General features: G+C 75.8%; 6 protein-coding genes and 1 pseudogene. 1 reads left to right on the plus strand and 6 read right to left on the minus strand.

All coding sequences use genetic code 11. The features are described from left to right. Positions 1–77: 77 nt before the first annotated feature. The 6 genes and pseudogenes from ACZ466_RS01945 to ACZ466_RS01970 all read right to left on the minus strand — a co-directional run. On the minus strand, positions 78–1,235 hold the full coding sequence (locus tag ACZ466_RS01945) for a hypothetical protein (protein WP_378287773.1): 1,158 nt from the start codon (positions 1,233–1,235) through the stop codon (positions 78–80). Then, positions 1,232–4,726 carry a hypothetical protein gene (locus ACZ466_RS01950; protein WP_378287774.1) on the minus strand — a complete coding sequence of 1,165 codons (3,495 nt, stop codon included), beginning with the start codon at positions 4,724–4,726 and terminating at the stop codon, positions 1,232–1,234. The genes ACZ466_RS01945 and ACZ466_RS01950 overlap by 4 nt, the downstream gene beginning before the upstream one ends. Continuing rightward, positions 4,726–7,284: a hypothetical protein gene (locus tag ACZ466_RS01955; protein WP_378287775.1), complete on the minus strand. Its 2,559-nt coding sequence runs from the start codon at positions 7,282–7,284 to the stop codon at positions 4,726–4,728. The genes ACZ466_RS01950 and ACZ466_RS01955 overlap by 1 nt, the downstream gene beginning before the upstream one ends. Positions 7,285–7,408: 124 nt before the next feature. Beyond that, the gene (locus ACZ466_RS01960; protein WP_464042722.1) at positions 7,409–9,340 is read right to left on the minus strand and encodes a beta-glucosidase; all 1,932 of its coding nucleotides are present in this window, start codon (positions 9,338–9,340) and stop codon (positions 7,409–7,411) included. Positions 9,341–9,694: 354 nt separating this feature from the next. Next, on the minus strand, positions 9,695–10,699 hold the full coding sequence (locus ACZ466_RS01965) for a penicillin-binding transpeptidase domain-containing protein (protein ID WP_464042724.1): 1,005 nt from the start codon (positions 10,697–10,699) through the stop codon (positions 9,695–9,697). A gap of 289 nt (positions 10,700–10,988) precedes the next feature. Beyond that, positions 10,989–11,426 (minus strand): annotated as a pseudogene (locus tag ACZ466_RS01970) (nuclear transport factor 2 family protein); the annotation flags it as partial. Positions 11,427–11,635: 209 nt separating this feature from the next. Here ACZ466_RS01970 and ACZ466_RS01975 point away from each other — a divergent pair. Next, positions 11,636–12,811 carry a M20 metallopeptidase family protein gene (locus ACZ466_RS01975; RefSeq protein WP_378287778.1) on the plus strand — a complete coding sequence of 392 codons (1,176 nt, stop codon included), beginning with the start codon at positions 11,636–11,638 and terminating at the stop codon, positions 12,809–12,811. Positions 12,812–12,839 lie beyond the last annotated feature (28 nt).

The following is a 12,839-nucleotide window of genomic DNA, read 5'->3' on the forward strand; positions in this document are numbered from 1 at the left end:
GAACGACACGGCCCCAAGTATCTTTTCCCGAGCCGCCCCTGTCCTCACTCCCAAGAGCGACCCCGGGCGCCCCAGAGTTAACGATCTACGCCGTAGATGACGCGGCCTCGGCGGGGGACGCCGTCGATCTCGGAGTAGAGGCGCAGGCACCAGATGACCCGGCCGGGGTGGGCCTGGCTGACCATGGGGACGTCGTCCTCGGTGAGGTCGCGGACGTCCCGGAACCGGCGGGCCGGTTCGCGTACCCGCGCCCGGCCCGGCAGTCCGGCGGCGAGCGCGAACACCAGTTCGTGGGCGCGGGACGCCAGGCCGTTCCACCAGGAGGCGGGGTCGGCGGCGGGCGGCAGGTGCGCGACCGAGCACAGGGCCTCGTCGATCGCGACGAGGGCTTCGAGCGCGCGCGACGGCCCGTCGCGGAGGGCGGCGGGGTACGCGGCGAGCCTGGTGAGCAGTTCCCTGGTGTGGTCGGCTCGGGCGGACGCCTGGGCGAGGGGGCGCGGCTGGGGGGTGAGGCTTTCGAAGTAGAGGGCCTCGGGGTCGAGCTCGGCGACGGCCAGGACCTGTGAGGCCAGCGCGGTGAGGGCCTTGCCCGTCGGGTCCTGGGGTGGGACCGGGGCCAGGGCCTGGGCCACTTCGGGGACGGGGGCGGCGCCGACGGCCGTGCGGACGCCGCGGATGCCCTGGTCGGGCCAGGGCAGCAGCAGGTCCTCCTCGGAGTCGAGCGCGGGCAGCAGCAGGGGCGCGGGGGCGTCCGGCGCCGCCGGGACGGCCCGCGCCGCCTGCTCCCGCCATGACTCGGCGGTCTTGCGGGGCAGCCGCAGCAGCGCGCAGTTGAACGCGATCCACTGCCGGGCGGGGTCGTCCTGGCGGCGGATGTCGCCGAGGTGCTCGCGGACGGCCCGGTCGGCGTGGAAGCGGTCGAGCAGGACGGCGACCGGATCGGGCGCCGGTTCGGGGGCCGGTTCCGCGACGGCCGCCGGGGGCGGCGCGGGTCCCGCGGGCACGGGCTCGGCCGGGTCGTCGAGCAGGCCGCCCAGGACGGCGCGCACGCGCGTGAACGGCTCGGCGCCCGGGTCGCCGGGATGGAGCAGGGCGGTGTGGTCGAGGGCGCGCGCGAGCAGCCTCAGCCCGTCGCGGAACGTCCCGGCAAGGTCGGAGTCGGGGGTGGCGAGCAGGCCGCGGAACGCGGCGAGGTCGTCCCCGGGGACGGTCGTGTCCGGGGTGGGTTCGTTCACTGCTCACCGCTGAACGGGTCGCGCGCCTCGTCGAGCTGCAGGGCGGGCTCGGCCAGTTCGGTGCTGAACACGGCGCCGGGGTCCTGCTCGACGTGCGGCAGGTCGTCCGCGCGGACGAACGGGGGGCCGCCCGGGTGCAGCCGCAGCAGCCCGTCCTCGTCGATGGACACCCAGCACGCCACGTAGGGCGCCTCCGGCGGCGGCCCGCCCTCGCCGACGCGCACCACGTCGGTGCTGTCGTTGAAGCGCAGGTGGAACGTCCACCCGCCCTTGCGCGGGGGGCGGCGCAGCGGCAGCGGCGACAGCAGCCCGGCGCGCACCCGGCCGTCCCGGCCGCGGAACCGGTCGGGCAGCACGGCCGGGTAGATCCGGCCGTCGGGCCCGACCGCGAGGTCGCCGAAGACGACCGATCCGCCCGCGGGTTCCTCCGGCGGGGTGTCCACCACGAGCTGGAAGCGGGGCCCGGGCTCCTCGCCCCGCGCCGCGGCCCTGCCCATGTTGGCCAGCACGTCGTGGACGTTGCCGAACGCCTCGCCCTCCACGACGTAGTGCGGCCGGTCGCCGCGCCACAGGTGCAGGGTGGGGGTGAGCTCGTGGCTCATGTCCAGCGTGGTGCGGATCTCGGCCGGCCACACCGAGGCGCTGAGGTCCTCGGCGCCCGGGCGGCTCTCGTAGCTGAACGAGCCCCAGCGCAGCGACGCCGAGCCCTCCACCTTCCGCATGATCTGGAAGCTGCGCAGCAGCGGCCCGGTGCCGTCGGTGCGGACGCGGGTGCCGTGGTCGGCGTCGACGATGTCGAGGGAGTCCCCGGCCGACAGCACCACCAGCTCCTGGCCGTCCTGCCCGGCCAGCGCGAACGAGCTGGGCAGCCCGCGGAACAGGTTCTCCACCTCGACGTCGATGACCGAGTCGTCCTCGCGCAGCCGGGCGGCGGCGTTGGCGGGCTGGTCGTGGCCGAACTGGCGCAGGCTCTCGGCCCAGCACGCGCCGATGGACGCGGCGTTCTTCGGCAGCGTCCGCTCGACCTTGATGTCGTGCGCCGACCAGGCGAAGGTCTCGTGGCCGCCGGGGCGGGCCCCGAACCCGGCGGCGAACTCCTCTTCCACCAGCGGCAGCGCGCTGGCGTTGCCGGTGAGGATCAGCTCGTCCAGCCGCTCGTCGCGGTCCCGGAACCGCTCCTCGACCAGCGCGTTGGCCAGCTCGACGACGCGCCGCACCGACGGGCGGGCCAGGTCCTCGAACTGGGCGCTCTGCAGGACCAGCTCGTCCACACCCTGCTCGGGGATCCGCGCCCGCGTGTCGGTGAGGGCGCGCAGGATCCGGCCGAGGACGGCCTTGGAGACGGTGTACGACCCGGATCCGCCGGCGGCGCCCAGCTCCCGCTTGGCCTTCTCGGCCTCGTCCCACAGCATCTCGAAGGCGCGGCGGCGGCGCGGGTGCCGCTTCCAGTGCGTCGGGACGATGTCCTCGACCAGCTCGGTGATCTCGCCGGGCAGCGGCAGCTCGTCGCCCACGTGCATGGGCAGGCTGCCGGCCAGGTAGAGGCCGTCGGGGCCGCGCAGGTCGTCGGGGAGGGAGGCGGCCAGCCGCTGGGAGTCGTGGGCGAGCAGCGCGTCGGCCAGCTTCAGCTTGAGCCAGTGGAAGACGCGCAGCGTGATGAGGTTGCCGCCGAGGTTGGCGTGGCCGCTGGAGCCGCGCAGCGTCGGGACGATCCGGTAGTAGCGGCCGGTGAAGCGCGGGTCGCCGCCGGGCAGCGGCGGTGTCTCGTCGCTGAGCACGAAGGTGATGAGCGCGATGTCGGTGGTGCCGCCGCCGATGTCGACCACCAGGACGTTGCGCTGCCAGTGGCCGGGGCGGCCGGGCAGCGGGCGGCAGCGCGCCCGCAGCGCCTCGATGCCGCTGCCCGAGCGGGCCCCGACGTCCTTCATCAGGAAGAAGAACGCCGCGCCGACCGCCTCGTCGTAGCTGGTGTAGACGGTGGAGACGCCCAGCGCCTCGCGCACGATCGGGCGCAGCTCGCCGCGCACCTTGAGCGAGGCCATCGCGGGGTAGGTGACCACGACCCGGCCGATCGGCCGCCTATCCATCAGGCGGCGGTGCTCGCGGCGGTTGGTGCGGTCGATGAGGTCGGCGTAGGAGGCGCCGATCAGGTCGCGGACGGTGAGGTCACGGCCGTCGAGGGTGGTCTCGACCTGGTCGAGGCGGTCGAAGCGGGACTTGACGCCGTAGAAGACCCGCGGGCCCCCGTCGCCGTCGCCGCCGCCGTCGGCCTCGGGGACGTCGACGGTGGCGCGGCCGAGCCGCACCCGCGGCGGGTCGACGGAGGTGACCTCGGCGCGGCTGGACAGGACGGTGTCGCCCTCGTTGGGGTCGAGCACGATCTGGTGGAGCGAGCGGGTGTCGAGGGCGGGGACCGCGAACGCCGCGTCGTAGCAGCGGTGCAGCCCGACCGCCAGCCACGACCGCAGCGGGTCGCCGGCGAACTGCAGGTCGAGGTCGAGGCGGCGCAGCATCTCGTGCAGCAGCTCGTCGCTGGTGGACCGGCGCGCGCGCAGCGCCGACACCAGGTCCCGCACCGGATCGGCGGAATCGCCGTCGCCGGGCAGGAGGGTCTCGGCGATCTCGGCGAGCAGCTCGTGCCATTCGTCGGCGGCGTCGCCGTAGGGGTCATGCCGTTCGCCCGGGACCGACTCCAGCAGCGCGACGAGCCGGTTGCGCAGCTCCTCCTGCTGGTTGGACGACATGGCGACGCGCTGCACCAGCTCGCTGTCCAGGAGCGTGACGGTGGAGTTGCTCGTGCCCAGGTCCACCGCGGCGAACCCGTGGTGCCGGTCGGTGCCGACCTCGTTCGCCACGGGCTCGGCGGCCTGCTGGGGAGCCTGCTGCGCCGCCGGCTGGGGAGCCTGCCGCGGTGGCGGAGGAGCGTGCTGCGGGGCGGGGACCGGCTGCCCGGGGACCGCCGCGAACTCCTGCACGGCCGACGGCGGCGGCGCGTACGAGGCCGGGGCGTAGGGCGGCGGGGCCTGCGCCGCCGACTGCGCCTGCGGCGGCGGGACGGGCGGCGTCCGCGACGACGACGGCCGGAAGATCACGTCGCACGCGACCCGCTGGGACATCTCGATCCCCGGGTCGCCCTTGCCCGCCGCCGGCAGCCCCCGGTAGACCACGTCCAGGACGAGCCGGACCGCGCCGGCCGCCTCCACGTCCATCGCCGGGATCGACGGGCCCGGCACCCGGATCTGCGCGTGCAGCGGCTCGGCCGGGACCCGCGCGGCGCGGTAGGCGTTCCGGACGACCTCGCGCAGCACCCGCGATCCGCTGCCGGCCTCCAGGTCGGCGGCGACGCCGGTGAGCCAGACCGGCGGGTGCGTCGGCGTGACCAGCAGGTCGGGCAGCAGGTAGCGGCCCGCCTGCTCGTACAGTTCCAGCGGCCCGCCGCCCCACTGGCCGGGCGTTCCGGCCGGCGGCGCGATCCGCACGATGAGCGGCATCAGAGATCCCCCTGTCCCTGGTCGTCGAGAAGGGCGGCGGCGAGGGCGCCCAGCGCGGCGCCGTCCGAGCGCCGCGACTGGCCGAGCGCCTCGGCCGCCAGCCTCCCGTAGTCGCCCTCCGGCAGCGCCTCCAGCCGCCGGACGAGCGCCGCGCGGACGTCGTCGACCAGCGCCCGGCGCCGCCGTTCGGCCTGGAGCATCACCTTGCGGGTCAGCGCGTTGACCAGTTCCCGGCGCACCGCCATCACCTGGATCTGGTGGCGGCGCAGCTCCAGCTCGTCGGTGGGCCAGCCGTGCGGGACCGGGTAGTCCGGGTGCCAGGGCAGGCCGTGCTCGCGGCGGAGCGGGAACTCCTGCACCTGCGCGCTCTCGCCGGGCGGCCGGTCCGCGCCGTCCGCGCCGCTCGCCGCGCTCGCGCCGTCGACGCCGTCCAAGCCGTCCGCGTCGTCCGCGGCGGCGCGGCGTGCGTGCGCGACGTCCTGCCGCACCCAGCCGAACGCCAGGAACGGCTCGACCCAGGACAGCGCCTCGGGGTCGCCCGCGCCGTCCGCGCCGTCCAGCAGCGTCCTGATCTGGCGGCGCAGGTCGTGGGCGTCGTCGTCGCGCGCCGCGATCCAGCGGTCCAGCAGCGTCCGGTCCAGGTCGACGATCTGCGACTCCAGGCGTTCCAGCGCGGCGCTGAAGCTCTTCTCCAGCTCGCCGGTGTCGTTGGGGCGCAGCTCGCGCCGGTCGAGCTGGCGGATCGGGACGACGCCGCGCTCCACCGCCTCCAGCAGCTGCCGCCATTCGGGCCAGCGGAAGACGTCGCCGACGACGCGTTCCTCCACGGCCGCGCGCAGGCCCGCGTCGCCCTCGGCCTGGTCCATCTGGGGCCGCACGTTCTGCAGCAGGCCGCGCGCGTTCCGGGCGACCTGGACGAGCAGGCGGCGCAGCTCCCGCTGCTCGGGGGTGGGGCGGCCGGCGGGGCGGCGGTCGTCGGGGCGCAGCGCGCGGGCCAGGTCGCGCTGCGCGTCGGCGCGGTCGGCGACGAGGCGGGCCATCCGGTCCAGCCGCAGCGGCATGCCGTGCTCGCCGACGTGCCGGGCGATGGTGTCGCGAAGCCGGGCGATGCCGCCGTCGGCCGCGGCGGCCTCCAGGAGGGCGCCGAGCGGGCGGCCCGGGTCGTCGGCGTTGAGCCGCTGCGCCAGCCGCCGCCAGCCGTCGGCGCACGCCCGGGTCGTCGCGGCGTTGCCCACCTCGACCGGGGACGCCTCGCCCTCCAGGCGCAGCCGCGCGTAGAGGGCGGAGGCCAGCGTGATCCGGTCGGTGTGGCCGTGGGTGACGGCCTGCTCGGCGATGCCGAGCAGGGTGCGCAGCGCGTCGGAGTGGCCGAGGACCGTCTCGGTGCGCAGCGGGTCGGGCGCCGCCTCGGCACCGTGCAGCCCGCCGGGCAGCCGGTCCAGCCGGTTGGCGACCACCAGGCAGGACGGCGCCAGCTTGGCGGAGCGGGTGCGTTCGAAACGGGTGATCAGGCCGAGCGGCGCCTCGTCGTAGGGGGACTCGGCGTCCAGCATGATGACGATCGAGGTGAGCCGGTCGATCTCCTGGTCGGCGAGGTAGGCGTCGCGTTCCTTGGAGGCCAGGCTGCCCAGCCCGGGGAAGTCGACCAGGCTCACCGACTCGGCGCCCAGGTCCCCGAGCGCCCACACGGAGGCGGGCACCAGCACGTCCAGGTGGATGCGGCGGACGAACGCGAACCCCTCCGCCAGCGCCTCCTCGGTCAGCCGGCCGCCGGGCCGGATCGGCAGGCCGGGGCCGGGCCGGGGCGGCATGTCGCCGCGGGCGGTCTCCAGGACGTCGGTGTCGAGCCGGATCGCGCTGGCGCTGAGCGTGGCGAAGTCGACCTGCTCCTCGCGGCCGAGCACCTCCCGCCCGGCCAGGCACGCGGACCGGAACGCCAGCAGCTCCAGGATCCGCAGCCGCAGCGCGGTGCTCCCGGTGGGCCAGCCGCGCTCCTCGAACCAGCGCACCAGCCCGCCCCAGCCCTCGGGGGTGAAGCGGGCGGGGCCTTCGGGCAGCAGGCCGTCCAGCTCGGCCAGGGCCCGGTCGTCGAGTTTGCCCGAGCCGCGGGCGGTGTCGCGGACCGCGTCGAAGAGCGCGGCGAGGCAGCCCGCGAGGTCGGTCTCGTTGAGGAACTCCACGCGGGCCCCGGTGAGCCGCGACTCCGCCACCTCCCCGTCGGCCGGGGCCGCCGGGCGCAGGTGCAGGACGGTCACGTTCCCGGTCGTCGGCGCGTACCCGCTGGGCAGCAGGTCGGGGCGGCCGAGCAGCATGTTGAGCAGCAGCGTCTTGCCGGTGCTGTGGACGCCCAGCACGCCGACCGTGACCGGCTCGTCGGCGCAGCGGCGGACCAGTTCGGCGCGGTCCAGGAACGCCCGGCGGGCCTCCTCGGCGCCCTGCGGCAGCTCGCCCGCCTCCGCGACCCGGGCGACCAGGGCGTCGTTGGCGCGGCGCAGCCGCTCGATCTCGGCGGCGGCCTCGGCGGGATCGCCCGCGGCGATCCTGCTCCTCGACTCCATGCTGGGTACCCCCGCGAACCCCGACGACTACGGTACGACGACCGTATCGGCTTCCGACTGACATCTCTCTCTATGTGACGCACAGTGGCAACGTCCCGATCCGGCCGATTCCGCTGCGGCGAGGTCAGCACAGGCGGTCGGTGGCGACGATGTCACGGGACGAGGTGCCGACCATGACCGACGTGCAGCCCGGGGCAGCGCGCCATGCGCCGGCGGTCTCGTCCCAGTAGGAGAAGGCCCGGTCGTTCAGGGGCATGGTGACGCGGCGGCTCTGCCCCGGGTCCAGTCTCACCTTGGCGAAGCCCTTGAGCTGCCTGGGCGGCTGGGGCGCCTCGGCCGTACCGGGCAGGCCCAGGTACAGCTGGGGGACGGCGGTGCCGCGCCGGGCGCCGGTGTTGGTCACGGTGACCTCGACGCGGTCGCGGTGGACGGCGAGGCCGCCGAACGCGAACGTGGTGTAGGACAGGCCGTGGCCGAAGGCGAACCGCGGTGTGATGCGGCGGGCGTCGTAGTGGCGGTAGCCGACGAGGACTCCCTCGGAGTAGTGGACGCTGCCGTCGCGGCCCGGGTACTGGGCGGGACCGCCGGACGCCGGGGCGTCGCGTTCGGCGGCCGGGAAGGTGACCGGGGACCGCCCGCCCGGGTCGACGTCGCCGAACAGCACCCGCGCCAGCGCGTTGCCGCCCTGCTCGCCGGGGTACCACGCCTGGACGATCCCCGCGACCCGGCCGGCCCACGGGAGCAGGACGGGGCCGCCGTTCTCCAGCACCACCACCGTCTCCGGGTTGGCGGTGGCCACGGCCTCGATGAGGGCGTCCTGGTCGCCGCGCAGCGCGTCGCCGCAGATCAGCGCCAGGCACCACTGGTCGGCGAACTCGGTGCGGGCGTCGGCCGCCACCACGACCGCCACGTCGGCGCGGCGGGCGAGCGCGGCGGCGCGGGCCCGGTCGGCGCCCGCGTCGTGGTCCACCCGGATCCCCGCGCGGGCGGCGCGCTCCCTGATCCCCTGGAGCGGCGTCACCGGCGAGCGCGCCAGGACCTGGGACGAGCCGCCGCCGCTCACGTACGCGTCCGCCGCCGATCCGATGACCGCGATCGACGCGGGCCGGTCGAGGGGGAGTACGCCGCGGTCGTTCTTCAGCAGCGTGACGCCCTCCTCGGCCAGCTCGCGGGCGGCGGCCAGGTGGGCGGGCACGTCGATGGTCTCCGGGGCGTTCGGGTACGGCGGCCGGTCGAAGACCCCGAACGCGAACATGGTCCGCAGGATCGCCCGGACCCGGGAGTCGAGGGTGGCCTGGTCGAGCCGTCCGGCGGCGATCTCGGCCCGCACCGACAGCGGGTTGAAGCGCTGCCCGATCGGCATCTCCAGATCGAGCCCGGCGCGGGCGGCGGGGGCCGTCCCGGACAACTGGGTCATCCAATCGGACACGACGATGCCGGGGAAGCGCCACTCCTCCCGCAGGACGCGTCCGAGCAGCGTGCGGTTCTCGCAGTTCCAGGCCCCGTTGACCTTGTTGTAAGCACACATGACCGTGGCGGCCCCGCCCTCCCGGACGGCGGCCTCGAACGGCGGCAGGTAGATCTCGCGCAGCGCCCGGTCCCCCACCACCGCGTCCACGGTGTACCGGTCGGCCTCCTGGTTGTAGGCGGCGAAGTGCTTGGCCGAGGCCATCACGCCCTGGGCCTGGGCCGCCCTGATCCACTCCACGCCGAGCCGCGCCGTCAGGTGCGGGTCCTCGCCGTACTGCTCGAACGACCGCCCGAACCGGGGATTGCGGATCAGGTCAAGGGCCGGGCCGAGCGTGACCTCGCTCCCCTTCCGCCGCGTCTCGTCGCCGACCAGGGCGCCGTGGCGGCGGGCCGCGGCCGGGTCGAAGGCGGCGGCGAGCGCGATCGGGGCGGGCAGCGCGGTCGCGGTGCCCTGCCGCACGCCCGCGTCGCCGCCGCTGAACCGCAGCGCCGGGACGCCCAGCCGCGGGACTCCGTTGAGCGTGCCCGCCCGGGCGTTCGGGTCCCAGCCGGAGGTGACCTGGCCGAGGAACTCGTCCCCGGCCATCAGATCGGCCTTCTCGTCCAGGGTCAGGGCGGCCAGCAGCAGCGCCGCGCGCCGGTCGGGCGGCAGCGAGGCGCGGCACCAGGGCCGTTCGGTGACGTCCCCGCACGCGGCGGACGGTGCCGCCGCGTGCGCGGGAGCGGCCGGGAGAAAGGCGGAGGCGGAAAGGGCGGGTGCGAGGAGGGCGGCGAGGGCCGTCCGGATAAACGCGGCCCTGAGAAATGTGGGGCGGAAAGATGCGCCCGGGAGGAATGGTGCGCCGGGGGGTGCGGCGCTGAGGAATTCAGGCCGGTTCCACATGTCCGGACATTAGGCCGGGACACTCCCGAATTCAATCGCCGATTGCTCCCCTTTTCCCTACAGCGAGCGGAGGAACTCCGCCGCGACGGGGGCCGCGGTCCCGGCGCCCGTGCCGCCGTCCTCGACGATGACGGCGAAGGCCAGGTCGCCCCGGTAGCCGATGAACCACGCGTGCGTGGGCGGCTCGCCGCCCTCCGGCGCGGTCCCGAACTCGGCGGTGCCCGTCTTGCCCGCCGTGCCGGCGGGGAAGCTGACCTTCGACGCGGTGCCCTCGCTGACCACGGCGGGCATCAGCGTCCGCAGCGCCTTGTGCACCGCCGGCTCCAGCCGGTGCTGCGGCTCCGGGCGGCGGCCTCCGGCGTCCACGGCCTGCGAGGCCAGCGCGGCGTCCACCAGCCGCGGCGACCGCCACGTGCCGGAGGCGGCCGCGGCGGCGACGCCCGCCATGTTGAGCGGGCTGGTCAGCACCTCGCCCTGCCCGAACGACGCCGCGGCCAGCGCGGTGGCGTCCCCGGTCGCCGGGTACGAGGCCCGCACGGCCGGCAGCCCGGTGATGAGCGGGGCGTTGAAGCCGAACTGGGCCGCCACCTGCGCCAGCCGCTTCTCGCCGAGCCGGTCCACGGTCAGCCGCGCCATGGTGGTGTTGCAGGAGTGCGCGAACGCCTCCCGGAACGGCACCGTCCCGAACGCCTCGTTCTCGGAGTTCTTGAACGTCCGTCCGCCCACGGTGGTGGTGGCCGGGCAGCCGACCGGGCTGGACACGCTCACCCCGCCCGCCACCAGGGCCGCGGCGGTGACCACCTTGAACGTCGAGCCGGGCGGGTAGCGGCCCATCAGCGCCCGGTTGTAGCCGCCCGGCTTGTTGGCGACCGCGAGGATCTCCCCGGTGGACGGCCGGAGCGCCACCATCGAGGCGGGCTTGTCCACATCGCCGAGGGCGCGGCCCGCCGCCTCCTGCACCTTGAGGTCGAGGGTCGTCCGCAGCGGCTGCCCCGGCGCGCCCCCGAACCGCTGCAGCGTCTTGACGACCGAGCCGTCCGCCCCGGTGATCTGCACGGCCATCGCGGGCGTGCCGGCCAGGCGGCGCTCGTACTGGCGCTGCAGCCCGTCGGCGCCCGCGGCGTCGCCCTTCCGGTAGGGGGCGCCGAGCTTCTTGGCGGCGTCGGCGGAGGCGGGGGGCGACCGGCCCGACCAGCTGCTCGACCGAGCCGGAGGAGGAGCCGCGCAGGTCGGTGCCGTCGGCGGCCTGGATCGCGGCCCGGTCGGACCAGGCCCGGCTGGCGCGCAGCCGCTGCCCCTCGCGCAGCTCCGGGTGGAGCACCTGCGGCGACCACGCCACCAGCCACCGGCCGTCGCGCTCCACGAACGGCAGGGTGCCCTGGTAGGCCCAGGTGCGGCCGCCCGCCAGCGTGATCTCCGCGCGGTAGGAGCCGCCCGCCCGGCCGCCGTCCGGGTCGCCGACGGAGCTGACGGTGAACCGCTGCCGGACGGCGCCGAGATCGTCCCGCGTCCCGGTGACGCGCCGGTCGAAGTCGGCGGGCGGGTCGGCGGTCAGCGCGCGCATGGCCGCGGTGTCCCCGCGCTGCCAGGCGGCCAGGTACCGCTCCGCGGTCTGCTCGGGGCCGTCCCCCGAGCGCAGGAACCAGAAGATCCCCGCGCCCGCGAGCACGGCCGCCACGGCCACGGCGGCCACGATGACGGCGCCAGGTCTGCGCATTTTTGTCCCCCTTCGTCCGTCCGCTCGGCGGAGCGCCCGCGCACGTCCGGCGGGCCGCCCACAGAACACCATCTCACCAGCGGAAAGTCCAAGATCGATATCGGGGTGAGAACGATATGCGAACCCATATCACCGCAGGTGGAGCAGGAACGAGCCAGGTGAAATCCGTGTTACGGCGTGGCCGGTGTCACGCGTCCGCCATGACGATTCCGCCGCGCGCCCCTACGGTGGGTGGTCGGGCCCGCTCGCAGGAGGGTCACAGGACGGCACGGGAGGAAAGGATGCAGGTGGACAGCGTGCAGGTGGAGAAGTTCCGGGCGGCGGTCGCCGACGAGCTGCCCGCCGCGATCGAGCTGCGCCACCGGCTGCACGCCGACCCCCGCGTCTCCGGCGACGAGGGCGACACCACGCGCGCCGTCGTGCGGGCGCTGGACGCCGGCCCCGGGACGCCGGTCGCGGGCACCGGCCGGATCGTCCGGATCGGCGACGGCGGCGGCCCCCGCGTCGTGCTGCGCGCCGAGCTGGACGCGCTGCCGATCGACGAGCGGACCGGGGCGCCCTGGGCGTCCCGCACCCACGCCATGCACGCCTGCGGGCACGACGTCCACCTGGCCGCGCTGGTGGCGGTGTGCCGCGCGGCGGCCCGGGTCGGCGGCCACGCCCCGATCGCGGCGCTGCTGCAGCCGCGCGAGGAGACCTTCCCCTCCGGCGCCGCCGACGCGGTGCGGGAGGGCGCCCTGGACGGCGCGCACGCCGTGATCGGCGCGCACGTGCAGCCCCGGCTGGCCGAGGGCGTGGTGTCGGCCGTGCCCGGCCCCGTGAACGCGGCGGCCGACGAGTTCGAGATCACCATCGAGGGCCGCGGCGGCCACGCCGGCTACCCGCACACCGCCCGCGATCCGGTGCTGGCGCTGTGCCAGGCGGTGGTCTCGCTGCAGCAGGTGGTCAGCAGGCGCTTCGACCCGGTCCGCGGCGCGGTCTGCTCGGTGGGCCAGGTCACCGCGGGCAGCGCCGCCAACGTCATCCCCAGGACCGCCTCGGCGCGCGGCGGGATCCGGGTGATGGGCGACGACGAGCGGCAGATCGCCGCCGGCCTCGTCCGCGACATCGTCGAGCACACCGCCGCCGCGCACGGCTGCACGGCCGAGGTGCGGATCCACGAGATGCAGCCGTCCCTGCACAACGACCCGCCGCTCGCACTGGAGGCCGCGCGCCGGCTGACCGGGCTGGGCATCCCGGTCGACACCTCGTTCCGGTCCTTCGGCGCCGACGACTTCTCCCACTACTGCCACGTCACGCGCGGGCTCATGCTGTTCGTGGGGACGGCCGGGGAGGGCTCGCCGGACGAGGCCCCGGGCCTGCACCACAGCGAGTTCCTCCCCGACGACGCCCTGGTCGGGCGGGTCGCCGAGGCCTACCTGGCGGGTTACCTGGCCGCCTGCGACACCCACGTCTGACCGCCCGGCCGGAAGCGCCCCGGCACGG

It is taken from the genome of Actinomadura rugatobispora (assembly GCF_055379765.1).